Source organism: Streptomyces hygroscopicus subsp. hygroscopicus, assembly GCF_001553455.1.
Classification (GTDB): Bacteria; Actinomycetota; Actinomycetes; order Streptomycetales; family Streptomycetaceae; genus Streptomyces; species Streptomyces hygroscopicus.
In genome coordinates, this window is the sequence record NZ_BBOX01000326.1 from 1 (window position 1) to 24,377 (window position 24,377).

At 71.8% G+C, this 24,377-nt stretch carries 20 protein-coding genes; 7 read left to right on the forward strand and 13 right to left on the reverse strand.

From position 1 onward, the window contains the following. On the forward strand, positions 1 to 3,186 hold a 3,186-nt coding region (locus AXW62_RS29465; protein WP_060947196.1), incomplete at its 5' end, for a tetratricopeptide repeat protein. Here the strand turns inward: AXW62_RS29465 and AXW62_RS29470 are convergent. Continuing rightward, a complete protein-coding gene (locus AXW62_RS29470) occupies positions 3,174 to 4,532 on the reverse strand; it encodes an MGH1-like glycoside hydrolase domain-containing protein (RefSeq protein ID WP_060947197.1) in 1,359 nt (452 codons plus the stop codon). The genes AXW62_RS29465 and AXW62_RS29470 overlap by 13 nt on opposite strands. A 417-nt stretch (positions 4,533 to 4,949) precedes the next feature. On the opposite strand from AXW62_RS29470, the gene ppdK reads away from it, so the two are divergent. Together ppdK and AXW62_RS29480 are read left to right on the forward strand one after the other, a co-directional pair. Further along, the gene (gene ppdK / locus AXW62_RS29475) at positions 4,950 to 7,763 is read left to right on the forward strand and encodes a pyruvate, phosphate dikinase (RefSeq protein WP_370682946.1); all 2,814 of its coding nucleotides are present in this window, start codon (positions 4,950 to 4,952) and stop codon (positions 7,761 to 7,763) included. A gap of 412 nt (positions 7,764 to 8,175) precedes the next feature. After that, positions 8,176 to 9,318, forward strand: coding sequence for an ArsR/SmtB family transcription factor (locus AXW62_RS29480; protein WP_060947208.1), 1,143 nt, complete (start codon positions 8,176 to 8,178; stop codon positions 9,316 to 9,318). A 215-nt stretch (positions 9,319 to 9,533) separates the two neighbouring features. On the opposite strand, the gene AXW62_RS29485 is transcribed toward AXW62_RS29480, so the two are convergent. The 7 genes from AXW62_RS29485 to pcaH form a co-directional block, all read right to left on the reverse strand. Next, on the reverse strand, positions 9,534 to 10,370 hold the full coding sequence (locus tag AXW62_RS29485) for a carbohydrate ABC transporter permease (RefSeq protein WP_030826355.1): 837 nt from the start codon (positions 10,368 to 10,370) through the stop codon (positions 9,534 to 9,536). Positions 10,371 to 10,396: 26 nt separating this feature from the next. Next, complete coding sequence (locus tag AXW62_RS29490; RefSeq protein ID WP_030826354.1) at positions 10,397 to 11,323, reverse strand: carbohydrate ABC transporter permease; 927 nt, start codon at positions 11,321 to 11,323, stop codon at positions 10,397 to 10,399. Further along, a complete protein-coding gene (locus tag AXW62_RS29495) occupies positions 11,323 to 12,591 on the reverse strand; it encodes an ABC transporter substrate-binding protein (RefSeq protein ID WP_174556448.1) in 1,269 nt (422 codons plus the stop codon). Before AXW62_RS29495 ends, AXW62_RS29490 begins: the two co-directional genes overlap by 1 nt. Positions 12,592 to 12,686: 95 nt before the next feature. Beyond that, a complete protein-coding gene (gene pcaDC, locus AXW62_RS29500) occupies positions 12,687 to 13,964 on the reverse strand; it encodes a bifunctional 3-oxoadipate enol-lactonase/4-carboxymuconolactone decarboxylase PcaDC (RefSeq protein ID WP_079115864.1) in 1,278 nt (425 codons plus the stop codon). A 326-nt stretch (positions 13,965 to 14,290) separates the two neighbouring features. Continuing rightward, on the reverse strand, positions 14,291 to 15,697 hold the full coding sequence (gene pcaB / locus AXW62_RS29505; RefSeq protein ID WP_079115865.1) for a 3-carboxy-cis,cis-muconate cycloisomerase: 1,407 nt from the start codon (positions 15,695 to 15,697) through the stop codon (positions 14,291 to 14,293). 145 nt (positions 15,698 to 15,842) lie between these two features. Continuing rightward, entirely contained in the window at positions 15,843 to 16,442 is a 600-nt protein-coding gene (pcaG, locus tag AXW62_RS29510) for a protocatechuate 3,4-dioxygenase subunit alpha (RefSeq protein WP_060947199.1), read from the reverse strand. Next, positions 16,442 to 17,209 carry a protocatechuate 3,4-dioxygenase subunit beta gene (pcaH, locus tag AXW62_RS29515; protein ID WP_060947200.1) on the reverse strand — a complete coding sequence of 256 codons (768 nt, stop codon included), beginning with the start codon at positions 17,207 to 17,209 and terminating at the stop codon, positions 16,442 to 16,444. Before pcaH ends, pcaG begins: the two co-directional genes overlap by 1 nt. Before the next feature lie 370 nt (positions 17,210 to 17,579). Between pcaH and AXW62_RS29520 the strand changes: the two genes are divergently transcribed. Further along, a complete protein-coding gene (locus AXW62_RS29520) occupies positions 17,580 to 18,020 on the forward strand; it encodes a MarR family winged helix-turn-helix transcriptional regulator (RefSeq protein ID WP_060947201.1) in 441 nt (146 codons plus the stop codon). A gap of 93 nt (positions 18,021 to 18,113) precedes the next feature. Here the strand turns inward: AXW62_RS29520 and AXW62_RS29525 are convergent, their stop codons facing one another. The 3 genes from AXW62_RS29525 to AXW62_RS29535 all read right to left on the reverse strand — a co-directional run bounded on the left by AXW62_RS29525 (position 18,114) and on the right by AXW62_RS29535 (position 20,692). Beyond that, positions 18,114 to 18,917: a putative protein N(5)-glutamine methyltransferase gene (locus AXW62_RS29525; protein ID WP_060947202.1), complete on the reverse strand. Its 804-nt coding sequence runs from the start codon at positions 18,915 to 18,917 to the stop codon at positions 18,114 to 18,116. Positions 18,918 to 19,072: 155 nt separating this feature from the next. Beyond that, complete coding sequence (locus AXW62_RS29530; protein WP_060947203.1) at positions 19,073 to 19,924, reverse strand: helix-turn-helix domain-containing protein; 852 nt, start codon at positions 19,922 to 19,924, stop codon at positions 19,073 to 19,075. A gap of 21 nt (positions 19,925 to 19,945) precedes the next feature. Then, entirely contained in the window at positions 19,946 to 20,692 is a 747-nt protein-coding gene (locus tag AXW62_RS29535; RefSeq protein ID WP_060947204.1) for a DUF6879 family protein, read from the reverse strand. Between the two features lie 350 nt (positions 20,693 to 21,042). Between AXW62_RS29535 and AXW62_RS46780 the strand changes: the two genes are divergently transcribed. Continuing rightward, positions 21,043 to 21,174, forward strand: a complete 132-nt coding sequence (locus AXW62_RS46780) for a hypothetical protein (RefSeq protein WP_279616699.1) — start codon at positions 21,043 to 21,045, stop codon at positions 21,172 to 21,174. Between the two features lie 111 nt (positions 21,175 to 21,285). Then, positions 21,286 to 21,699 (forward strand): hypothetical protein, encoded by a 414-nt coding sequence (locus AXW62_RS29540; RefSeq protein ID WP_060947205.1) that lies wholly within the window; start codon positions 21,286 to 21,288, stop codon positions 21,697 to 21,699. Between the two features lie 8 nt (positions 21,700 to 21,707). Here AXW62_RS29540 and AXW62_RS29545 read toward each other — a convergent pair whose 3' ends face one another. Together AXW62_RS29545 and AXW62_RS29550 are read right to left on the reverse strand one after the other, a co-directional pair. Next, entirely contained in the window at positions 21,708 to 22,640 is a 933-nt protein-coding gene (locus AXW62_RS29545; protein WP_060947206.1) for an oxidoreductase, read from the reverse strand. A gap of 148 nt (positions 22,641 to 22,788) precedes the next feature. Beyond that, positions 22,789 to 23,595: an SDR family NAD(P)-dependent oxidoreductase gene (locus AXW62_RS29550; RefSeq protein WP_060947207.1), complete on the reverse strand. Its 807-nt coding sequence runs from the start codon at positions 23,593 to 23,595 to the stop codon at positions 22,789 to 22,791. A gap of 105 nt (positions 23,596 to 23,700) precedes the next feature. Between AXW62_RS29550 and AXW62_RS29555 the strand changes: the two genes are divergently transcribed. Beyond that, positions 23,701 to 24,303 (forward strand): TetR family transcriptional regulator, encoded by a 603-nt coding sequence (locus tag AXW62_RS29555; protein ID WP_030826320.1) that lies wholly within the window; start codon positions 23,701 to 23,703, stop codon positions 24,301 to 24,303. Positions 24,304 to 24,377: the final 74 nt, after the last annotated feature.

The window sequence follows — 24,377 nt, forward strand, 5'->3', positions numbered from 1 at the left end:
GGCCTGGACAGCTCCGTCCGGACCTACGACCCGGACAGCGCGCGGGAGGCCGAACCGGTGCTCAGGGCGCGCCCGTACGCCCCCGGCGCCCCGCGCCGCACCGCGCGCCAGCTGACCGACACCTCCGGCCGCACGGTGATGCTGATCCTCTCGGACGGGGTGGGCCCGGGGTGGCGCGGCGGCGCCATTCCGCGTCTGCTGCGCCGCTGGGCCCGCCACTCGCCGGTGGCGGTCCTCCAGCCGCTGCCCGCGCGGATGTGGCCGGAGCGCGGTATGCCCACCCAGCGGCTGCTGGTCGACGCCTGCGGCCGGGAGGGCGCGCCGGGCCGGGCGCTGTCCGTGCGCCACCCGGTGCTGCCGCGCGGACTGGTCTCGTACGAGGGCAGGACGCCGGTGCCGGTGCTGGAACTGACCGAGGGCGAGCTGGGCTCGTGGGCGGCGCTCACCGGCACCGGCGCCGGCGGCGCGCCGCTGCCGGTGATGCTGCTGGACGGGGCCGAGAAGCCGGTGACCACGCGGGCCACGGCCCATGTGCCCGAGCCGACGGCCGAGGAGCGGCTGCGCCGCTTCCGGGGCGCGGCCTCGCCCGAGGCCCAGCGCCTGGCCGGGGCGCTGGCCACGGTCCATCCGCTGACGCTGCCGGTGATGCGGCTGATCCACCAGGCGGGCGCGGGCCGTGGGGAGCGCTTCCACCCGGCGCAGCTGGCCGAGGTCTTCCTGGGCGGGCTGCTGCGCAGACGGGAGGGCGGCGCGGAGGAGTACGAGTTCCACCCGGGCGTCGCCGATCTGCTGCTGGACGCCGTCCGCACCTCGGCCGCGCTGGAGACGGCGGCGCTGGTCACCGAGTTCCTGCTGCACCGCCAGGGCAGCGGCCCGGAGTTCCGCGCCCGGCTCTCCGGCGACCACGGGGACTCCCGCGTCGCCGAGGAGGCCCGCCCGTTCGCGGCGGCGTCCCCGGAACTCCTGCAACGGCTGGGGCTGGCGGACGAGGGCGGGGACGAGGAACCGCCGCCGGAGCGGGCGGAACCCGTACGACAGTCGGCCGAACCGGCCGCCGCGCCCCCGCTCCGGTCCTACGCCTCCGAGCAGGTCCAGCCGCGGGTGCTGGAGGTGGTGCGGCGGATCGCGGCGGACCAGGAGCTGCCGACGGCGGTGCGGCAGACCCTGGAGAAGGTGCTGGAACACGCCGATGAGCGGAACGAGGAGTCCGGCTGGTGGGGGGTGCGGACCCTGCCGGCCCTGGCCGACCAGCTGTTCCGGGGCGGGTGGCGGACGCACGCGGACGCGCTGGGGCAGGTGGCGCGGGAGCAGATCGCGGTGCTGAGCTCCGCCGAAGACCTCGAATCCCGCAACCTCCGCGGGCACCTGGCACTCACCCTCAACAAACTCGGCGAACACGACGAGGCGGAGCGCGAACTGCGCGCGGTGGTCGCGGTGTCGGGGAGGGTGCACGGCGCGGAGCACGACTACACCCTCTTCGCCCGTGACTACCTGGTCGACCTGCTGGAGGACGCCGGGCGGACGGAGGCCGCGGAGCGGGAGTGCCGCGCGCTGATCGAGGAATGGGAACGGCGGGGAGGCGATGAGCACCGGGCGACGGTGCTGTCCAAACGCCTGACCCACGGTCGCCTGCTGCTGGAACTCATGCGGGTGGAGGAGGCCGAAGCGGAGTTCCGGAGAGCGGCGGCCGGCCGGCACGAACTGTCCGGCCCCACGCACTTCGACACCATCAACGCCCGCGCCTGGCGGGCCACCGCGCTGCGCAGGATGGGCCGTTACGACGAGGCCGAGGCCGAGGCCCGGTCGGCGGCCGCGGACTGCGCCCCGGCCGAGTCGGCGGTGGACCCGGCCCTGCTGAGGGCGCTCCTCGTGCTCGGCGAGACCCTGGACGCCCGGCAGCACCACGAAGAGGCGGAAGGAGTCTGGCGCGACCTGGTCGACCGGACGTCCGCGGGCCTGGGGCCGCGTGACTGGCGGACCCGCCGGGCGCGGCGCAACCGCTTTCACCGGCTGCGCCACCTCGGCCGGTTCGCCGAGGCGGAGGCCGAGCTGGACATCGTGACGGAGGAGTCGAGGAGCCTGCTCGGGGAGCGGCACGACGAATGGTTCGTCGCGCTGCGCCTGCGGGCGTTCCTCCTGGAGGACCAGGAGCGGTACGACGAAGCGCACGCGGTCTACCGCGACCTCCTGGAGCGGCAGGTCGCGGTGGTCGGGGCCGATCACCCCAGCACCCTCGCCACCCGCCACTGCCTGGCGACCAGCATCCGGCTGGCGGGACGGAACGAGGAAGCGCTGGCGGAGTTCACCGGGGTGCTCCAGGACCGGGTCCGGGTGCTCGGCGCCGAGACGCAGCCGACCCTGCTGACGCGCTACGGCCGTGCCCTGACCCTGACGCGCCTGGGGCGGCTGGAGGAAGCCGAACAGGAGTACCGGGTGACCATGGACGCGGAATCCCGGGTGCTGGGGCGGGGCGATCCGAGCGGGCTGCTGACGGTGCTGCAACTGGCCGCCCTGCTGCGCGACCAGAAGCGCTACGAGGAGTCCGAGCCGCTGTACCGAAGGGTGGTCGAGGGGCGTACGCGGTCCCTGGGCGCGGAAGCCGAGCCGACCCTGACCGCCCGGCACAGCCTGGGCAACGTCCTCAACAAGTTGGGCCGGTACGCGGACGCCGAGACGGAGATCAGGGAGACCCTGGCGGCCCGGCAGCGGGTCCTGGGGCCGGAGCACGCCGGAACCCTGTGGACCCGCCACAACCTCGGCACCGCCCTCAAGGGCCTCGGCCGGCTCGACGAGGCCGAGGCGGAGTGGCGCGCGGTCCTGGAGGTCAGCGAGCGCGTCCTGGGCGAGGAGCACAACTGCACCGTCAAGACCCGAGAGGCCCTGGCCGGACTGCGCGGCACCGATGGCGGGCCGCGGGGGAGCGGTGGCTCTGGCGGGCGGCAGGGGAGTGGTGGGTCTGGCGTGGCGCCGGCGGCGGGTGGCGGCGATGGCGGGCCGTGGGGGAGTGGGTCTGGCAGGGTGTCGGCGGCGGGTGGCGATGGCGGGCCACGGGCGACCGGTGGCGCTGACGGACCGGTGGCGGTCGGTGGCGAGGAGGGGCTACCGGCGGCCGGTGGCGAGGACGGGCCACGGGCGGGCGGTGGTGAGGACGGGCTACCCGCGGGCGGTGGTGGTCAGGGCTCCTGACCCGCCGCCACCGCCAGGTCCAGCGCCAGCGCGGCCGTCCAGCTGAAGTCGCGGGTCCCGCGCGCCTCGCCCGTGTACGGGTCGACGTACTCGGCGAAGCCGGACGTGACCGCCGTCTCCAGGACGGCGGTCCGCAGCGCGTCGGCCAGCTCCGGCTCGCCGTGCAGCCGCAGGCCCCGTTCCAGCAGCCAGTTGACGTTGAACCAGGCGGGGCCGCGCCAGTAGCGGGCGAGGTCGAAGGCGGGGCCCAGCAGGTCGTAGCTGGGCACCAGCCGCGCCGTCCGGCCCAGCCCGAAGTGGTCGCCGCAGGCCGTGCGGACCAGCGCGGCGGCGATGTCGCCCGGCAGCCCGGGGACCAGCAGCGGCAGCAGGCCCGCCGCGCCGAACTCGCGGACCAGGCCTCCGCCGTGCAGATCGCGGACCGGGCCTCCGCCGCGCAGATCGCGGCACAGGAACAGCCCGGCGGCCGGGTCCCACAGCCGGTCCACCAGGGCGGCGGTCAGGTCTGCGGCGCGCGTCCGGTGGGGCGCGGCGTCCGCGCCCAGCAGGGCCGCGATCTCGGCCAGGGCGTGTTCGGAGGCGATCAGCAGCGCGTTGACACCGGGGTCCTCGACCAGGAACGCCGACCCGGCCGTGTGGTCGGCGTAGCCACCGTCCCGGTAGTCCGCCGCGAGCCGCACGTACCGCCCGTAGTCCAGGTCGGTCGGCCGGTCGGAGGCCGCGCCGTGGTCGAGGTCGGCGCGCCGGAAGGTGCCCGGGGGCGCGGGTGCGACACGGGCCAGCGGGGCGTCCCAGCAGGGGCTGTTGTCCATCCCGGGCTCCCAGGGGTGGACCACGGACACCAGTCCGCCGCCGCCCAGGTCGCGGGCCCGGCCCAGATAGCGGTGCCAGGCGGCGAGCCGGGGATAGGCGCGGGCCAGGAAGCCATGGCGCGCCGATGAGCGCGGATCGGCCCGGTGCACCAGCAGACAGGCGAGCGCGTGGACCGGGGGCTGGACGATGCCGGAGGTCTCGGTGTGGCGCGGGGCGCCGGCGGCCGCGCCGGCGGTGGCGGAGCGCCAGAAGTCCGGACCGGGGAAGTAGGCCGCGGGCGGCACCGCCGGGTTGAAGACGATGTGCGGGATCCGGCCGTCGCCCCATTGGGCGGCGAGCAGGGTTTCCAGTTCACGCTGGGCGCGGCGGGGGGAAATATGGCGCGATCCGATCGCGATGAACGCCGAGTCCCAGCTCCACTGATGCGGATAGAGACCGGGTGAGGGGACCGTGCAGGAGCCGGTCCAGTTCTCCTGGAGCACCCGTCGCGCGCCGCTGGCCAGTCCGGTCGGCGCGGGCCGTGCGCTGGTCACAAGCCCTCCTCAGCCCTCCGCAGCCCTCCGCGTGCGGTCCGACCGTCAACATACCCGCCGCGGGCCCTCCTCCCTGGGCCGCTCATCTGAGCGGACCCCCTCTCGTTGTATCCAAAAGGCGAGACAATGGGCCTGGCAAGGCGTGATTCTCGCCACTCTGATAGGGGCATCGCTCATATGAGCGACCACGGAGAGGTGGTCCGGTGGTCCTCCGCTGTGCTCACCTCTCCAATGCGTGGCACTCAGTGCCACGTCCTTGATGTTCGATACCTCGAACCATCGGTCACGGACAGTGAGAATCCATGGTGTCCTCACGGGCGGAGGGTGGGTGTGTGTTCGAGGCTTGAAAGCAGTGTGAGGGGCGTTCGTTCGGGCGCCGCACTTTCGAACACGTGGCAGGCGGGTGGTTACATCCGTATGACGGTGGAGTGGACCTCCTCAGAAGCCTTCGATCTGGGTACGCTCCCCGCCGTCAGGGCAGCCGAGCCGAGGAGATCGAGTCCCGTGCCGGAAAAACAAGATCAGCAGAAGTTCGTTTACGACTTCACCGAGGGCAACAAGGATCTCAAGGACCTGCTCGGCGGGAAGGGGGCCAACCTCGCCGAGATGACCAACCTCGGTCTCCCCGTGCCACCGGGTTTCACCATCACCACCGAGGCATGCAAGGTCTACCTGGACACCGGTGAGGCCCCCGCGGCCCTGCGCGACGAGGTGAGTGCGCACCTCGAAGCCCTCGAAGAGAAGATGGGCAAGAAGCTCGGCCAGGCGGACGACCCCCTCCTGGTGTCCGTACGCTCCGGCGCCAAGTTCTCGATGCCCGGGATGATGGACACCGTCCTCAACATCGGGCTCTCCGACCAGTCCGTGGCCGGGCTCGCCGCGCAGGCGGGCGACGACCGGTTCGCCTGGGACTCCTACCGGCGTCTGATCCAGATGTTCGGCAAGACCGTGCTCGGCGTGGACGGCGACCTCTTCGAGGAGGCCATCGAGGACGCCAAGCGCGCCAAGGGCGTCAGCGTCGACGTGGACCTCGACGCCGCCGACCTCAAGAAGCTGGTCGGCGTCTTCAAGAACATCGTCGCCAAGGAGACCGGCCGGGGCTTCCCGCAGGAGCCGCGCGAGCAGATGGACCTCGCCGTACGGGCCGTCTTCGACTCCTGGAACGGCGACCGCGCCAAGCTCTACCGCCGCCAGGAGCGCATCCCGCACGACCTGGGCACCGCGGTCAACATCTGCTCCATGGTCTTCGGCAACCTCGGCTCCGACTCGGGCACCGGCGTCGCCTTCACCCGCGACCCGGCCAGCGGCCAGCAGGGCGTCTACGGCGACTACCTGCAGAACGCCCAGGGCGAGGACGTGGTCGCGGGCATCCGCAACACCGTGCCGCTGGCCGACCTCCAGCGGATCGACCAGCGGTCGTACGACCAGCTGATGCAGATCATGGAAACCCTCGAGACGCACTACAAGGACCTGTGCGACATCGAGTTCACCATCGAGCGCGGCAAGCTGTGGATGCTCCAGACCCGGGTCGGCAAGCGCACCGCGGGGGCCGCCTTCCGGATCGCCACCCAGCTGGTCGACCAGGGGCTGATCGACGAGGCCGAGGCGCTGCGCCGGGTCAACGGGGCGCAGCTGGCCCAGCTGATGTTCCCGCGTTTCGACACGGAGGCGGCGGCGGGCGACGGCGTACGGAAGATCGGCCGGGGCATCGCCGCGTCCCCGGGCGCCGCCGTCGGCAAGGCCGTCTTCGACTCGTACACCGCCGTCAAATGGTCGCGCTCGGGCGAGAAGGTCATCCTCATCCGCCGGGAGACCAACCCCGACGACCTCGACGGCATGATCGCCGCGGAGGGCATCCTCACCTCGCGCGGCGGCAAGACCTCACACGCCGCCGTCGTCGCCCGCGGGATGGGCAAGACCTGTGTGTGCGGCGCCGAGGAGCTCGAAGTCGACACCAAGCGGCGCCGGATGACGGCGCCCGCCCGGGACGGCAAGGAAGAGCTGGTGATCGAGGAGGGCGACATCGTCTCGATCGACGGCTCCTCCGGCAAGGTCTACCTCGGCGAGGTGCCGGTCGTCCCCTCCCCGGTCGTGGAGTACTTCGAGGGCCGGATGCACGCGGGCGCCGACGACGCCGACGAGCTGGTGGGCGCGGTGCACCGGATCATGGCGTACGCGGACCGGATGCGGCGGCTGCGGGTGCGGGCCAACGCGGACAACGCCGAGGACGCCGCCCGCGCCCGGCGGTTCGGCGCCCAGGGCATCGGACTGTGCCGCACCGAGCACATGTTCCTCGGCGAGCGCCGGGAGATGGTCGAGCGGCTGATCCTCGCCCACACCGACCAGGAGCGGGAGGCGGCGCTGGACGAGCTGCTGCCGCTGCAGAAGGACGACTTCGTCGAGCTCTTCGAGGCGATGGACGGGCTGCCGGTCACCGTCCGGCTGCTCGACCCGCCGCTGCACGAGTTCCTGCCCGACATCACCGAGCTGTCGGTCCGCGTCGCCCTCGCCGAGTCCCGCAAGGACCACAACGAGAACGACCTGCGGCTCCTCCAGGCCGTGCACCGGCTCCATGAGCAGAACCCGATGCTGGGCCTGCGCGGGGTACGGCTCGGCCTCGTCATCCCCGGGCTGTTCGCCATGCAGGTACGGGCGATCGCCGAGGCCGCGGCCGAGCGCCGGGGCGCCAAGGGCGACCCGCGCGCCGAGATCATGATTCCGCTGGTCGGCACGGTCCAGGAACTGGAGATCGTCCGCGAGGAGGCCGAGCGGGTCATCGCCGAGGTCGAGCGGGCCCGGGGCGTGGACCTCAAACTCACCCTCGGCACCATGATCGAGCTGCCCCGCGCCGCGCTGACCGCCGGCCAGATCGCCGAGTCCGCCGACTTCTTCTCCTTCGGCACCAACGACCTCACCCAGACCGTCTGGGGCTTCTCCCGCGACGACGTCGAGGCCAGCTTCTTCACCGCCTACCTGGAGAAGGGCATCTTCGGCGTCAGCCCGTTCGAGACCATCGACAAGGACGGGGTGGGCTCCCTCGTCCGCGACGCCGCCCACGCCGGTCGCGCCACCCGCCCCGACCTCAAGCTCGGCGTCTGCGGTGAGCACGGCGGCGACCCGGAGTCCGTCCACTTCTTCCACGAGGTGGGCCTGGACTACGTCTCCTGCTCCCCGTTCCGCATCCCCGTGGCCCGCCTGGAGGCCGGCCGGGCGGCGGTGAACGGCCAGTAGACCACCGGAGTCCGCACCGGGAACACCCACCCTCAATCCCCGGCGGCGGCTCCGGACCTCAAAGGGGGCGGCACCTTGTGCGGAGGTGCCGCCCCCTCTCACTCCCCCCACGGGAGCGGTTGCCGCGCGCATCGGCTACGTGCGGCAACACAAGTGCCCAGTCGCCGTGACGTACTCGTCACCCCCCACGGGAACGAGCAAACTGGCTCTGAGCACCGCCTGTTGAATTCCGGACGGCCTCCGGATGTGTTTACCGGCGGCCCCCGGTTTTCCTGGAGAACAGTTTTCCGGTTCCGGACTCCATGCCGCTCCCCGTTTCACATCTGGCCAAAAGGGCGTGGTGACTGACCGTGCCAGCGTGCATACTCAACGGTGATCGGGGGTGATCGGCGTGTCACAGGTGGGGGTCTGGGTGCTCCGTGTTCATTTCAGTGAACTCGATCTGGCCCGGCTGCGGATGGCGGTCCGCCCGGACGCACTCTGGGAAACTGTTTTAAGTTTCCATCGGCTACGGGAGAAACGGTCGGAGACCGTATACGGAAAATGGCGTTCCGAGGCGCGTAACCGGCTGAACGGCGAAGCCCGGCTGCTCGCGCCGCTCATTCCCTCGCGCGGCTATTTCCCGGACTTCCTCACCCCCGCCGAAGGGGTAATCGGCTGCGATGCCGCGATGTCCGCGCTGCGCGCCGTCCCGGCGGAGCGGCTGCGCGCGGATCTCGAAGGGCTCCCGGCGGCCCGGGCGCTCCCGGGGTGGATACGGGACCTGGCGCAGGGCGAGCGGAAGCCGCTGGACCGGCTGATCGCCACGCTGCGCGCCTACCACCGGGCCGTCGTCGCCCCGTACTGGTCGCATATCCAGGCCCGGATCGAGGCCGACCGGGCGGCCCGGGGCCGCGCCCTGCTGGACGGCGGCGCCGACGGGCTGCTGGCCTCGCTGCCGCCGACGATGCGGTGGCGGGCGCCCGTCCTGGAGGTCGACTATCCGGTCGACCGTGATCTGTGGCTGCGCGGGCGGGGGCTGTTGCTGCTGCCGTCGTTCTTCTGCCGGGGGAGGCCGGTGACCTTCCGGAACCCGGAGCTGACGCCCGTACTGGTCTATCCGGTCGAACACGCCCGGCACGGCCTCCCGCCCCGCCCCGAGCAGCGGTCCCGCCCCGGTCCGCGGTCCCGCCCCGAGCGACCGTCCCGTCCCGAGCAGCGGTCACGCCCCGAACAACGGCCCGCCGTCGCGCCCGGACCCGCCCGGACGCTCGGCAAACTCGTCGGGCAGACCCGCTCGGCGGTGCTCCTGGAGGTCGGCGGTGGCTGTACGACCAGCGAACTCGCCCGCAGAGTCGGGGTATCGCTGGCCTCGGCCAGCCAGCACGCCAGTGTGCTGCGGGAAGCGGGGCTGGTGCACACCCTGCGCCAGGGCAGTGCCGTCCTGCACACCCTGACCCCGCTGGGGGCGGCGCTGCTGCGCGGCGTGGTGCCGGGAGAGCGCGTCTTCGAGCCGCCGGCGCCGCTCCCGGCGGTCGTCACGAGCAGACGGGGGCCGTCGGGGGCCTGCGGATGAGCCCGGCTCCGGCTCGTCCGGTGCGCCCGGGCCCTGTGCCGCCCCGTGCCGCCCCGTGCTGCCTCGTGCCGCCCCCGTGCCCGGCTCGTCCGGTGTTCCCGCGTCCGGCCCGTCCGGTGTCCACCGGCGCCGCCCCGTCCGGTCGCCGGACCGGCCATCGTGCCGTCCGGTCGCCGTACGGGCCCGGCTCAGCCGTCGCGCCGGACGGGCTCGGCTCAGTCGTCGATGCCGGTGCGCTCCACGCCCGCGACGATGTAGCGCTGGAGGACGAGGAAGACCACCAGCAGCGGCACGATCGACACCGCCGCCGCCACGAACAGCTCGTGGATGTTGACGGTCTGGGCGGTGGTGAACGTCGACAGCGCCACCTGCACCGTCCACGCGTCCCGGTCCTGGCCGATGACCAGCGGCCACAGGAAGGAGTTCCAGGCGCCGATGAAGACGATCGTGCCGACCGCCGCGAACACCGGCCGGGAGTTGGGCACCACGACCCGCCAGTACGTGCGCCAGTAGCCCAGCCCGTCCACCCGCGCCGCGTCCTCCAGCTCCCTGGGGAAGCCCAGGAAGTACTGGCGGAAGATGAACGCCGCGACCGCGCTGAACAGCGTGGGCACCACCAGACCGCGCAGGGTGGACACCCAGCCGAGCGAGCTGACCAGCACGAAGCTCGGCACGAAGGTCACCGCCGCCGGGACCATCAGGGTGCCCAGGATCCAGTAGAAGACCACATCGGCGTAGGCGTACGGGATGCGGGCCAGGCCGTATCCGGCGAGCGAGGCCAGCAGCAGGGTGCCCACGGTGGTGAGGACCGCGATCAGCGAGGAGTTCAGCAGCGCGTGCGCCATCGGCACATTGGGGTCGTCGAACAGCTCGCGGATGTTGGACCAGTGCAGTTCGCTCGGGAAGAACGTCCAGCCGGGCGAGGTGATGTCCGCCTCGCTGGACAGCCCGTTGCGCACGAGCAGGTAGAAGGGGATCAGGAAGAGCAGCGCAAGCGCGATCAGCAGCACCAGCCGCACCGCGCGCCCCACCCCGACCAGGGCGTCCCGCATATCCCGCGGGTTCTCGGGGGTGCGCATCAGTCCTCCTTCCGGCCCAGGCCGAACCAGCGGGCCTGCACCACCGTCACCACGGCGATGATCAGCGCCAGGATCACCGCGCCCGCACTGCCCAGACCCAGGTTCTGCTCCTGCCCCAGCGCCGTGTAGTAGAGGTAGACCAGCGGCGGCCGGGCGTAGGGCGGATAGCCGCGCGAATCCGACAGCAGGTTGTAGAACTCGTCGAACGCCTGGAAGGCATTGATCACCAGCAGCAGCACCACCGCGACCGAGGTCGCCCGCAGCTGCGGAAAGGTGATGTGCCGGAACACCTGCCAGCCCGGCCGCGCCCCGTCCACCGCTGCCGCCTCGTACAGCCGCGGCGAGATGCGCTGGAGCCCGGCCAGGAACAGCACCATGTAGAACCCCGCCTGGAGCCACAGCCGTACGGTCACGATGACCAGCCAGTACCAGGGCGGATCGGTGGACGACAGCCAGGCGGTCTGATCGGCGCCGAACCAGCCCAGCACGGTGTTGGCCAGCCCGAAGCGCACCCCGTTGAAGATCGATATCTTCCAGATCAGCGCCGCCACCACATAGGAGCACGCCACCGGCAGGAAGAACACCGACCGGAAGAACGCCTGCGCCCAGCGCAGCCGGTTGACCATCAGGGCGAGCCCGAGCGAGAGCACATAGGTCGCCGGGACGATGAACGCCGTGAAGACCAGGAAGGTCACCAGGCTGTCGGTGAACGCGTCGTCGCCCAGCATCGCCGTGTAGTTGTCGAAACCGACGAAGTCCGTCGGCGACACGGTGTTGTGCGCGTCGAAGAAGCTGAGATACGCGCTCCAGGCCAGCGGCACGTAGGTGAAGAGGGTCAGGCCCAGGACGAAGGGGCCGACGAAGATCCAGAACCACAGATGGCGGTTCTGCGGGCCCAGCAGCCTGCGGATGAACGGTCCCCGCATCAGCTCTTCTTCTTCACGCGCCGCAGTTCGGCCTCGGCCTTGCGGATCACCGACCGCAGCTCGCGGTCCGGGTTGGCGCCGCCCTTGATGATCCGGCTCAGCGCGTCCTGGTAATCCGTCTTGCTCGCGGCGGTCCACAGCAGCGGCTCGGAGACATGGCCGTAGTCGGTGGCGTAGCGCGCCGCCTCACCGGCCGCGCCCGACCGCAGTTTGGCGGCCTTCCTGGCGAGCGAGATCCGGGCCGGGATGTGGAAGCCGTAGCGGAGCGCGAAGTCCTCCTGGTACTCGGTCCTGTCCACCCACAGCCACTTCACATACGCCTTCGCCTCCGCCTTGTGCTTGGTCTTCGCGCTCACCGCCGCCCCGTAGGCGCCCACCGGCACCGCGGGCTTGCCGTCCGGCCCGTCCTGGGGAAACGGCAGCACCCCGAAGTCGTCCCCCAGCGCCTTCTGCACCTGCGGCAGCGCCCACAGCCCGGACCACTGCATGGCCGTGAGCCCCTGGGTGAACGCGGCCGGGTCCGACCAGTCGGAGGGCGCCCCGAGCAGCAGCGACTTCTCGGCATAGAGCTGGTGCAGCTTGCCGAGGGTGCGGGCGGCGGCCGGGTCGTCGAAGCCGACCTTGCCGTCCTCGGTGACCAGCGAGAGCCCGGCGGCGTTGAGCGGGGTGCCGGCCAGCACGCCGGGGCCGCCGTCATTGCCCAGGAAGAGCCCCTTGACCTCCTTCGTGGTGAGCTTCTTCGCCGCGTCGATCAGCGCGTCGAGGGTGCGCGGCGGCTCCAGCCCGGCGTCCTCCAGCAGGCTCTTGCGGTAGTAGAGCAGCTGGGTGTCGATGACCTGCGGAATGCCCCACACCTTGCCCTGGTACGTCTTCTGCTCCAGCACGGCCTGGTTGAAGTCGTCCTTCGCCTCGCTGAGCAGCTCGGTGAGGTCGACCACCTGGCCGCCCTGGATCTGGTCCAGGGTCGGCCCGCTGGCTTCGAAGACGTCCGGGCCGGAGTCGGTCAGCAGCGCGGCGGCGGTCTGCTGGTCGTAGTTGCCCGGCCGCCACTGCACCCGGACGTTCGCCTGCTCGAACGCGTCGGCGTACCGCCGGACGGCCTGCTCGGTGCCGGGCTCGCCGTACTGGTGGTACCACTGCTCGATCACCGGTTGGCCGGCGTGGTCGTCGCCGCCCCGCCCGGTGTTCGATCCGCAGGCGGAGGCCAGCGCCCCGGTCAGGGCCAGCCCTCCGCCCGCACCCAGCAGCCTCCGGCGGCTCATGGACATGGTGTACGCCCCCTCGTCTCCCGGTCTCCCGGTCTCCCTACGATCCAACGATCAACGATGGAGGCGGATTACGACAGAGGTGTTGCGGAGGTATGTCACTTGTCGGTATCGGAATGTGACGCTGTGTCGACTTCGCCCGGGGTGTGGGTGGGGTGTTCGGCGTCGGTTCGGGGCGGGGCAGCGGCCGGGCCCTGGGCGTCGATCTCATCGAAGACCCGCTGGGCCGTGGCGAAGGCCGAGTTGGCCGCCGGAACACCGCAGTAGATCGCGGACTGCAACAGCACCTCCCCGATCTCCTCGCGGGTCAGCCCGTTGGTGAGCGCGGCCCGGACGTGCATGGCCAGCTCGGCGTCATGGCCGTGGGCGATCAGCGCGGTCAGGGTGATACAGCTGCGGGTCCGCCGGTCCAGGCCGTCGCCGGTCCAGATCTCGCCCCAGGCGTAACGGGTGATGAAGTCCTGGAAGCGGGCGGTGAACGGGGTCGTACGGGCCACCGCGCGATCCACGTGCGCGTCCCCCAGGACGGCCCGGCGCACCGCCATCCCGGCGGCGTGGCGGGAGACGTCGTCGCCCGGTTGGGGCGCGTGGGCCGGGTCCGGCCGGGCCGCGTCGGCCAGGTGGGAGAGCAGCGCGCTGGTGACCGCCTCCGGCCGCTCCACACCCGCCAGATGACCCGCCCCCGCGATCTCCAGCAGGCTCGCGCCCGGCACCGCGTCGGCGATCTCCCGGGCATGGGCGGGCGGGGTGGCCGGGTCCTCGCGACCGGCCACGACCAGGGTGGGGGCGGTGACCGACGGCAGCGCGGCCCGCATGTCGTAATCGGCGAGCACATCGCAGCAGGCGGCATAGCCCGCCCGGTCGGTGGCGCGGAGGTCCGCCAGCAGCGCGCGGCCGCGGGGCGTGGCGGCGGTCTCCCGCGAGAACCAGACCCCGGTCCGGCTCGCCACCATCGCCTCCGTCCCCTCCTCCCGCACCAGCCGGGCCCGCTCCCGCCAGCTGGAGGGCTCGCCGAACCGGGCCGAGGAGCAGATGACGGACAGACGGCCGACCCGCTCGGTGTGGTGGGCGGCCAGATACAGCCCGACCGCGCCGCCGAGGGAGATCCCCGCGTACGCGAACCGCTCCCACCCCTGATCGTCGGCGAGGCGCAGCACGAGGGCAGCGAGCTGGTCGATGGTGGCCGAGCCGTCGGAGGGCAGCAGCGCGGCGGGTGAGCCGCCGTGGCCGGGCAGGTCCCAGCGCAGCACACGGTGGGTCCGGGCGAGCGCGGGAAGCTGCGGCTCCCAGACGGCGAGGGAGGTGCCGACGGAGGGACCGAGGATGAGCGGCGGCGCGGTGGCGGGCCCGCTGAGGTCGTAATGGAGTGAGGTCACGCTAGGTACTCCAGCTCGGTGGGTGTGGTGGTGGGCTATCGCCGCTCGGTGCGGGCCGGTGGGCGCAACCACCGACCGGCCCGCACCCGGCGATGAGACCTCTATTGGTGGGGGCGCTGGCCGGGCTGCTGGTGGGGTCTCTGGTCCGGCTGCTGGTGGGGGTCTCTGGTCCGGCTGTTGGTCAAGGCGCTGGTGGGGCTGCTGGTCGTGGCGTTGTTGGGGTTGCTGACCAGGCTTCTCGTCGAGCTGCTGGCGGGGTTGCTGACCAAGCCCTCTCGTCGAGCTGCTGGTGGGGTTGCTGATTTGGCCTCTGGTCCGGCTGCTGGTCACGGCGCTGGTGGAGGTCCCTGGCCGGGCTGCTGGTGGGGGCTCTGGCCGGGCTGCTGATCGGGCCGTTGGCCGGGCTTCTCGTCGGGGCGCTGGTCGGGCCGCTGTTGGGGCCGTGCCCCGCGCTCAAGGGCACGGTCGACCAGGGCAGGTGCGCACCCCACGTACCGTGTGGGGTCGGTCAGCTCACGCAAACGGTCGGGCGGCAGCACATCGCCCAGCGCGTCCGCCAGCGAGACCCCCTCCTCCGTCACCCGCCGCGACGCCGCCGTCAGCAGTTCCTTCGCGCGGGCGCGGCCGACGACCGGGGTGAGGGCGGCGATGAGGCGTTCGCTGACGATCAGGCCGTCCGTCAGCTCCAGGTGTGCCGCCATGCGGTCCGGGAAGACCCGCAGCCCGCCGGTCAGCTCCGCCGCGTCCCGGGCCGCCCCGCCCGCGAGCCGCAGCAGTTCCCGCAGGGTCTGCCACTCGGCGTGCCAGGCCCCGGCCGGGCGCTCGTCCTCCGCGGCCAGCGCGCCCAGCAGGGTGGCCGCGAGCTGCGGCGCCTGACGGGCCGCGGCGGCCATCAGCGTGGCGCGCACGGGGTTGCTCTTGTGCGGCATCGCCGACGAGCCGCCGCCCGCGCCCTCGGCCACTTCGCCGATCTCCGTACGCGAGAGCACCAGCACGTCCGCCGCCACTTTCCCCAGCGCCGCCACGGCGAAGGCCAGCGCGGAGCCGAGGTCGGCGACGGGCGTGCGCAGGGTGTGCCACGGCAGTACGGGCTCGGCCAGCCCGGTCTCCCGGGCGAACCGGGCCAGCAGCCCGGCCCCCTCCCCGAACGCCGCCAAGGTGCCCCCCGCGCCGCCCAGTTGGGCGGGCGGACGCTGGGCCGCGAGCCGGTCACGGGCGTCCAGGACGAGCGTCCGCCAGCCCGCCGCCTTCAGCCCGAAGGTGGTCGGCACGGCGTGCTGGGTGAGGGTGCGGCCGGGCATCGGGGTGTCGCGGTGCGCGGCGGCGAGCCGCGCCAGCTCCGCCGCCGCGCGGTCCAGATCGGCCACGATCAGCGGCAGCGCTCGGGCGGCCACCAGCATCGTGGCCGTGTCCAGGATGTCCTGGCTGGTCGCACCCCGGTGGACGTACGCCGCGGCCTGATCGTCCGTACGGGCCACGGCCGCCGTGAGATCGGCGACCAGCGGGATGACCGGGTTGCCGCCGGAGCGGGCGCGCAGCGCCAGCTCCCGCACGTCGTACAGCTCGGCGCGGGCCGCGCCCGCCACGGCCCCGGCCACCGCCTCCGCCGCTCCGGCCGGTGCCACCGCCCGCGTCAGCGCGGCCTCCGCGTCCAGCATGGCCTGGAGGAACGCCGTGTCGCCGGTGGCGGCTTCCACCGCCGAGCCGGCCCACACCGGGGACAGCAGCCCCACGTCGTCACCTCCGGGACCGGCGGGAGTACCGGGCCTGGTGGAGCCAGCGGCGTCGCCGGGGGACCTGGCGGCGTCGCCGGGTTTAGCGGCGTCGCCTGGCCTGGCGGAATTGCCGGAACTACCGGAACTAGCGGGGTTACCGGAACTAGCGGAACTCAAGGAAAACCGTCTCCCCTTCGCCCTGAAGGCGGATGTCGAAGCGATACGTCCCCGGCGAGGGCGCCGCCGTCGCCACCAGCGTCTCGCGGCGCCCCGGATCCAGCGAGGCGAGCAGCGGATCGGCGGCGTTGGCCTCGGCGTTCTCGGGGAAGTACACCCGGGTGAAGAGGTGGTGCAGCAGCCCCCGGGCGTGTACGCACACGCTGATGTACGGGGCGGCGGCCGGGCCGCCCGGCGGCAGCGTACGGGCCGTCCAGTGGCCGTCCGCGTCCGTGGCGATCCGGGCGAAACCGGTGAAGTCCACACCGTTGCGCCCGAGGAAGCCCCCGGTCACCGGGTCGCGCCGCATCGAGCCGCCCGCCCCGGCCAGGGAGCCGTCCGGGCCCGCCTGCCACAGCTCGACCAGCGCGTCCGGGACGGGGGCTCCCTCGCCGTCGTAGACATGCCCGTGCACGGTGATGGTGCCGGGGTGGCCCGCCGGGGCGATCTCGCCGCCCTCGGGGAAGGGCAGGGCGTATCCGTAGAAGGGCCCCACGGTGTGGGACGGGGTGGGGGCGAGCCTCTCGGCCACGAGCCTCTCGGCCATCAGCGGCCCTCCTCGATCCAGGTGGCGGACGGTCCGTCCAGCACGATGTCCCAGCGGTATCCCAGCGACCACTCCGGCTGCGACAGGTCGTGGTCGTACGTCGCGACCAGCCGCTGCCGAGCCGACGGCTCGGGCACCGACTGCAGGATCGGGTCGTGGGCGAAGAGCGGATCGCCGGGGAAGTACATCTGGGTGACCAGCCGCTGGGTGAACGCGGTGCCGAAGACGGAGAAGTGGATGTGCGCGGGCCGCCAGGCGTTCTCGTGGTTGCGCCACGGATAGGCGCCCGGCTTGATGGTGGTGAAGTGGTACGAACCGTCGTCACCGGTCAGGGTCCGCCCCACGCCGGTGAAATTGGGGTCGAGCGGCGCCGGGTGCTGATCGCGCAGATGGGCGTAGCGGCCCGACGCGTTGGCCTGCCACACCTCGATGAGCTGCCCCCGGACGGGGCGGCCCCGGCTGTCCAGGAGCCGCCCGGAGACGGTGATGCGCTCACCGAGCGGTTCGCCCTGGTGCTGCGCCGTGAGGTCGTTGTCGATCGCGGTGACGTCGGTGCGGCCGAAGACCGGGGTGTGCAGTTCCACGGTCTCCGGGTCGCCCTGGACCGCGACCAGCGGCTGTTTGGGGTGGCGCAGCACACTGCTGCGGTACGGGCGGAAGTCGCGCGGCGGGTGGTCGGCGGCGGGAGCCCCCTCGGCACGCGCCTTCTCACGCGACTCCCGTATCCGGGCGAGCTCGCGGTCGATGTCGGATTGGGTGAGAGTCATGTCTGCGGTCGGCTTTCCTTTTCCAGGGCGAGGGCGAGGCCCTGTCCCGCACCGATGCGCACGGCGGCGGGCCCGTCTCCGAGCCCCGGATCCCTCCGTGGTCATGATGCTCAGTGTGCTGATTAATGTGGCGCCGGTTCGGCACGTTGCCATCGGCTGGTCCGCTCGTCAAGGGGTGTGGTGGCCTGAAGATGGCCTCTCGACATCGGCTCTTCCGTGGGGCAGAATCGATCAGTGCACGTACTAATCGGCGTGAACGGGTTCGGGGTCACGTACGGTCCACGTACGGTCCACGTACGGTCGTCGTACGGACCCGACGCGCGGTATCGACGCGCGGTATCGACACACGGAGAAGCCAGGAGGGCACGGCATGGGCGGTGCGGTGGACCTGAACACGCACCCCGGGCATCTGGCGCGCCGCCTCCAGCAGGCGCACTCCCTGCTGTGGGGCGCGATGGTCTCCGAGGAGACCACATCGCCGCAGTTCGCGGTGATCAACGCCCTGGTGGAGAAGCCGGACATCGACCAGCGGACGCTGAGCGAACAGGTCCACCTCGACCGCTCCACCATCGCCGACCTGGTCGCCCGGCTGGCCCGCCGCGGTCTGCTGGAACGGGTGCGGGACCCGCTCGACGGCCGCCGCAACGTCCTGCGGCTGACGGAGGAAGGCGTCCGCACCCACCGGAAGCTGGTCACGCGGACGGCCCGGATGAACCGGGTGTTCCTGGCCCCGCTGGACGAGGCGGAGCGCGAGACGCTGCTGCGCCTGATCGCGCGGGTGGCGGACGCGTCGGAGGAACTGCGCGCGTAAGGGTCAACGGCGGTACGGGCGCCCTGGTGGGTGGGGGCAACTGACGTACGGGCGAGTCCTGACGGGTCGGGGCAACGGACGTACGCGCGAGCTTTAGCGGGCCGCCGGCCTGGTGCCGATGACGACCGTGGCGTCCAGCTCCTCGGACTCGGCCAGCCGCGGCTCCAGCCCGTCACCGGCCACGATGGCCATGGCCGACGACGCCTGCCGCCCGCTCGTCTCGAACAGCAGCGAGCCGCCCGGGACCAGCCACCCCCGCGCCTGCGCGGTCACCCGGCGCAGGACGTCCAGCCCGTCCGCGCCACCGTCCAGCGCCACCCGCGCCTCGTGGACCCGCGCCTCCGGCGGCAGCAGCCCGACCTCCCCGGTCGGCACGTACGGCACGTTCGCGAGCAGGACGTCCACCCGGCCGCGCAGCGCGGCGGGCAGCGCCGCGTACAGATCGCCCTCGTACACCGTGCCGCCCGCCGCCTCGACATTGCGCCGGGCGCAGCGCACCGCGACGGGGTCGATATCGGCCGCGTACAACTCCACCTCGCCCACGGCCGAGGCCAGCGAGGCGCCCAGCGCGCCCGAGCCGCAACAGAGATCCACCACGACGGCCCCGCGCCGGGCCAGCGCCACGGCCCGCTCGACCAGGAACTCGGTGCGCCGGCGCGGCACGAAGACCCCGGCGTCGATGGATATCCGAAGCCCCCGGAACTCCGCCCAGCCCAGGACATGCTCCAGCGGAAGTCCGGCGGCCCGCCGCTCCACCATGGTGCGGAGCGCGGCCGGGGTAGGGGCCGTGGCGAGGATCAGCCGCGCCTCGTCCTCGGCGAACACGCACCCGGCGGCGCGGAGCCTGGTGACGACGGCGGAAAGGGTGACGGGTGAAGGTGAAGGTGAAGCCGACATGGAGCCTGGAGACCTTTCGGGATGCCTGCGGGCGCTCCCGGCAGTCGGCTATGCCGCGTACGTCGCGGCGGCCGCACCGCCGTCAAGGGCGAGCACCCAGCCTGAACTGGCGTTGATGGGTCTCACCTCCTCGGTGCGTACGGGTGGCGGCCACGTTACCCGATGTTCAGCGCCCGCCGGGCATCGTTGATCAGGCGCTGGGCGTCGGCGCCGAAGACGGCGGATTCGCGCAGGGTGTTCCAGGCGCGGAGGTAGAGGGCGATGCTGTCGGCGTCGTTGATCCACAGTTCGGCGTGCCAGTCCTCGACGAGCACCAGTCGCTCGTCGTAGATCCAGAAGCCATTCGATGGTTGGATCTTCAAGGGGGCGGCGAACGGGACGATCCCCAGCTCAACCGTGTCCAGGCCGATGACGCTCATCAGCCGGTCGAGCTGGGCGGCAAGCGCTGACGGCGGGCAGACGAGAGCGCGGAGCGCCCCTTCCCACATGATGATCCGGTACCGCTTGCGTGAGTCGTACAGCGCTTCCTGTCGCTTCACCCGGGCGCGGACCGCAGCCTCGGTGTCCCGTGGAGACCGGTGCAGGTCTGCGTTCCGAGTGAACACCGCGCGTGCGTAGTCGGCCGTCTGGAGCATGCCCGCCACGAGACTGTTCTCCCAGATGCGCAGGGTGGTCGTGCGGTCGTGCTCAGCGGTGATCGCATCCTGTACGGGCTTGTGCCCTGCGGCGAGTTGACGGCGCCACGATCGGATGTGGGATTCCAACCCATTGAACCGGGAGAGCAGTTCCTCGGCGGCTTCCGGCTGGTTGGTTGCCATGGCCCAGGCGCGCAGGTCCTCGGCTGTCGCGGTCTGGCGTCCGTTCTCCAGCTTGTAGATCTTGGAGTGCGGCCAGCCCAGCCGCTCCGCGAGTTGTGTACCGGTGAGCCGACCTCCAGGGCATGACGCACGCAGCTCCCGAAGCCGTGCTCCTAGGGCCACCCGTGCCTGCTGAAAGTCAGTACTCACCGGTCACACGGTACTGGTTGTTTACGACGGCAGCTCTGCCGCGAACTTGTCGTATCGAACGGCGTAGTGCCATGCCGCATCCCGAACCTGGAGATAGCGGTTGACCGCCACCGGCTCGGTGATCACTTCGACGTTGAGCAGGTTGTCGTCGTCGTCGAAGTTGAGGAGGGCGACGAACCTGGAGTCGAAGACCCAGAAGTCTTCGGCAGGCAACCGCAGCCGGTCGGCGTCCGCGCGCCACAGGTTGCGGATGTCCTCTCCCATGGCGCAGTTCCGCTTGGCGCCCTTGAGCAGATAGAGCTGCCCGGGAGTGGGAGGGTTGTCGACGATGCGCACACGCTCAATGCGCTTGCCCTGCTTTGTCTGCACCCGGACATTGGTGCACCACGGGTGGTCGTAATCCCATTGCACCGGCTCGCCCGCGACGAACTGCGCGTAGGTGTCCGTGGCTTCGTCCGAGGCGAACCTGCGTCGGGTCTCCAGCCGCCACGCAGTGTGCTCGAAGTTGTTGAAGAGATCGCTAAAGGCGTCCAGATCGATGATGCGGGGCTCCCGGGTGACCTCCTTGGGGCCGAAGTCGACGAGCAGCTCCCGTGGCACCACGATCGGTACTTCTCCCTCCCCCAAGTGCTGGAGCTGGGCGATGTCATCCGGGTTGGTGAGCGGTGTGCCGTGGATGACGATCTCTCCGCTGTCCAGGTCTTCATGCACAGTGGGGCAGGCCCCATTGTGTGAGCCGGTCCCGTTGAAGCGCAGTCGACGCGCCATGATCACTTCCTTCCTCGTTGATCTGGGCACCACGAGCATGTCGCACCGACGCATGCGCACGGTATGCCTTCACTGACTCTGCGTGAGATCAATCAAGAACATCGCCTACAGAGGCGAGAACATTCGAGAACATCGCATGGCAGCCGCCTGCCACTCATCCCTAGCGTCCTGTCGAGGGAGAGGGCCGAAGACCAAAAAGGCCGCCTCGGCATAGGCGGCGGGCCTCCCCTTGAGACCCCCGTACCGGCTGGACCGGAGCCCTGGCAGGTCGAGCCCAGCCGGAACGGGTGCACGTGCACGACGGCGCGCGGAAAGTCCCCGCGCCGACAGCACAGAAGGGAATCATCCCGATGCGGCTGGGAGGACACAAGACCGTCTTACGGCAGGACCCGGACGACGGCGACACCATGCCCGACACCGACGCGCCGTCGCCCCCTTCGGGCGGCGGCTGCGGTGGCGGCGACGGCTGCGGCCGTCAGTAACCCCGGAAACCCCGGAAACCCCGGTAACCCGATAACCCCGGTAACCCCGATGGAAGGGCGGTCCCGCCATCGCGCGGGGCCGCCCTCTTCGGGACGGCGAAGGCGGCACATGTGCATCACCACGGCTACACCTGGCTCGGCTCGGGCCACGACCTCCTCAAGGACGGCCCCAGACGCCCCATCCACCCGGACTTCGCGCGCTCCAAGGTCGTCCCCCTCGAACTCGCCCACTGGCTGCTCAAGGCGCCCTCCTTCATCCAGGGGACCTGGACCGACCCCGCACCGGCCGCCACCTGGTTCGGCGAGCGGGCCCGCGAACACGCCGACTCGTTCGCCTCCGGCTACGACCGCACGCCCGAAGCGCTGTCGGCAAAGGTCCGGCGCGCGGCCGAGGCGGTCGCGGGCGGGGAGGACGCCGTCGGGGGCTGGTACCTCACGGGGCAGCGGTTTCTGTCCGTATGCCTGATCGGTTGCGGCCCTCACCGCTTACGACCCGAGATCGGGTGTCCGCAGCGGCGGGCGTGACGCGGCACTCAGCTCGTGAACGCCTCGTACCGCACCCCCGTCAGCCGCTCGGACGCGGCCCACAGCCCCCGGCTCGCCCTGTCGCTGAGTGTCCACTTCGCGCGGGCCGAGCGGACGGGGGAGCCGCGCCACAGGCCCTGGAGCGGCGGGCCGAAGAAGTCGTCCTGGCGGACGTCCGGGCCGGTCGCCGCGTAGAGGGTGGGCAGGGCGCCCTGCTCCGGGCTCTGGGCGAAGAAGCGGTTGCCGATTTCCATGAACCGCTCGAGCGCCCGGCGGCCCTCCATCTTCGCGGCGGCGGTCGGGAGGTTGGTCGAGGCGTAGCCGGGGTGCGCGGCGGCGGCCACCAGGCGGCTGCCCGCCGTACGCAGCCGACGGGCCAGCTCGTGGGTGAAGAGGAGGTTGGCGGACTTGGAGCGGGCGTAGGCCGCCCAGCGCCGGTACCCGCGTTCCATGTTCAGGTCGCGCGGATCGACCGTCCCCAGCATGTGCAGGAAGCTGGACACGGTGACCACCCGCGCCCCCGGGCCCGCCTCCAGCAGCTTCGGCAGCAGCAGTCCGGTCAGCGCGAAGTGGCCCAGGTGGTTGACGCCGAACTGCATCTCGAAGCCGTCGGCGGTCCTGCGGTGCGGGAGGGCCATCACGCCCGCGTTGTTGATCAGCAGGTCCAGCCGGTCGCCCGGGTACTCGGCCGCGAAGGCCCGTACGGACGTCAGGTCCGCGAGGTCCAGCGGCGCGACCCGCACGTCCGCGCCCGGCGCCTGCGCCCGGATCCGCTCCGCCGCCTCGGCCCCGCGGGTGTCGTCGCGGCACGCCAGCACCACGTGCGCGCCGCGCCGGGCGAGTTCGCGGGCGGTGATGTAGCCGAGGCCGCTGTTGGCGCCGGTCACCACGGCGGTGCGGCCGGTCTGGTCGGGGATGTCGCTCGCGGTCCAGCCCTTCATCACGCGCTCCTTCGCGGTGTGCGCTACGCGCGCCGGTAGCCCCTGTGTCCGGCGACAGCCTAAGCGCGGCGCGCGGATGGCTACAGCGGCTGCGCGAACAACGGCGTCGAACGGGGCATCCTCCCCACCGGCCATCAGGCCGTCCTCATCAGGCCGGGTCCGGGGCGGTGGTCGTGGCCCCCATCATCATGACAGCGCGTCGCCTGCTGGAGGCGCGGCCCAGGCTTGCCATGACGCGGTTGAGGCGGCCGGAGATGACGCTCGGTGGTGGTGTGCGGCGATCAAGTGTCCGCAGTGCTGTGGCCACGACTTCCTGGGGTGACTGGCGTCTGGTGCCGCCGTCCGCGCCATCGGTGCCGACGACGTCGAAGAATTCGGTGTCGGTCGCACCGGGGGACAGGGCGAGTACGCGCAGGCCGGTGCCGCGCGACTCGTGCCACAGGGCCTCGGTGAAATGCAGCACGAACGCCTTGGCCGCCGCGTAGACGGCCATGTTGGGGACGGGAAGGTACGCGGCCATGCTCGCCACATTGACCAGCACCCCGGTCCCGGAGGCCCGCAGCGGCTCGATGAACGCGCGGGTGATGTCGACCACGTTGGCGACGTCAACGGAGATCTCCTCGCTCAGCCGGCGTGGGTCCTCGGTGTGGAACGGGCCGAAGGTGCCGAAGCCGGCGTTGTTCACCACGCTCGTCACGCTCAGGCCGCGCCGCGCCGTCTCCTCGGTGAGGGCCTGCCCCGCTGCGGGCAGGCTCAGGTCGAGCGGGATGGCCGTGGCCCGGATGCCGTGGGCGGCGGTGAGTTCGGAGGCCAGTTTCTCGAGCCGTTCCCTGCGTCGGGCCACGAGGACGACGTGTGAGCCGCGCTGGGCGATCCGGCGGGCGAACTCCGCGCCGATGCCGGCGCTGGCACCGGTGATGAGGGTGGTTTGGCCGTGGTAGTCGACGGCGCTCACGGGCTGCTCCTGGCGGTGGTGGACATTCGGTGATGGCACTGTACGCCTAAACTGTCACTGGGTGCCAATACGGTACTGGGTGCGCGAAGGAGTAGGCTGTGGTCCATGAACGATCGGAAGGGCCGCCCGGCGGGGCTACGAGAGCGCACCCGGCGAGCAGTGCAGGCCGAGATCGTCACCACCGCGATGCGGTTGTTCCTCGAGCGCGGTTTCGAGGCCACCACCATGGAGCAGATCGCAACCGAGATCGGCATCTCGCGGCGCTCGTTGTTCCGCTACTTCGGCACGAAGGAAGACATCGTGCTCGGCGACCACGCCGCGCACGGAGAGGTCCTGCGGGCCGCGCTGGAAGCTCGCCCGGCCAACGAGCCTCCGTGGGAAGCGCTCCGGGCGGCCCTGCGGGAACTCCTCGAGTCCCTCCCGTACTCGGCGGAAGACTTCCTCAAGATCACCAGCATGCTCCACGCGTCGCCCTCCCTCCGGGCGCGCCAGTTGGAGAAGCGGCAGCAGTGGACCGAACTGCTCGTGCCGGACATCGCCAGACGACTGGGGGCCGCCGAGGACCTCATGACCCAGGTACGGGCCCACGCGCTCGCCGCCTGCGCCTTGGCCTGCTCCGAAGTCGCCACGGAGACCTGGGTGCGCAGCGGCGGCACCGTCGATATGGAACGGGCCTTCGACGAGGCGGTCGCCGCGGTACGCGGATAGGACACCGCTGTCGCCGCCGAGTTGCTGTCGCCGCCGCCCCGGTGCCGCGCCCGCTGGGTTGCTCGGCTCGGTCG